Here is a 343-nt window from a genome sequence, read left to right on the forward strand (position 1 = left end):
GACCACGGCGGTCCTGGGCGACCCGGATGATCGAACGCAAATCGCTCACCATGGCCTCGAAGCAGCCCGCCTGAATCCAGCGTTGCGTCTGCTGGTAGACCAGTTCCCACGGCGGAAAGTCATTGGGCAACAAACGCCACGGGGCACCGGCACGTACGATCCAGCGCAGCGCGTTGAACATCTCGCGCAGTTCGTAGCGGCGCTGCGGTGCGTCCTTGTTCATCAGGGTCAGGTACGGAGCGGCGAAGTACCACTCTTCATCCGATACATCCGTTGGGTAAGGCCTGCGATTTTTCATTCCGCCAGGATACCAGGTCCGACATAAAGTGCCTAACACCCTCTA

At 59.8% G+C, this 343-nt stretch carries 1 protein-coding gene; it reads right to left on the minus strand.

Features of this window, described 5'->3' with window-relative positions:
• Positions 1 to 298: transposase (locus AB3X94_RS42020; RefSeq protein WP_368614490.1), on the minus strand; the 298-nt coding region annotated here is incomplete at its 3' end.
• Positions 299 to 343: the final 45 nt, after the last annotated feature.

It is taken from the genome of Paraburkholderia sp. BR10923 (assembly GCF_040948765.1).
Classification (GTDB): domain Bacteria; phylum Pseudomonadota; class Gammaproteobacteria; order Burkholderiales; family Burkholderiaceae; genus Paraburkholderia; species Paraburkholderia youngii.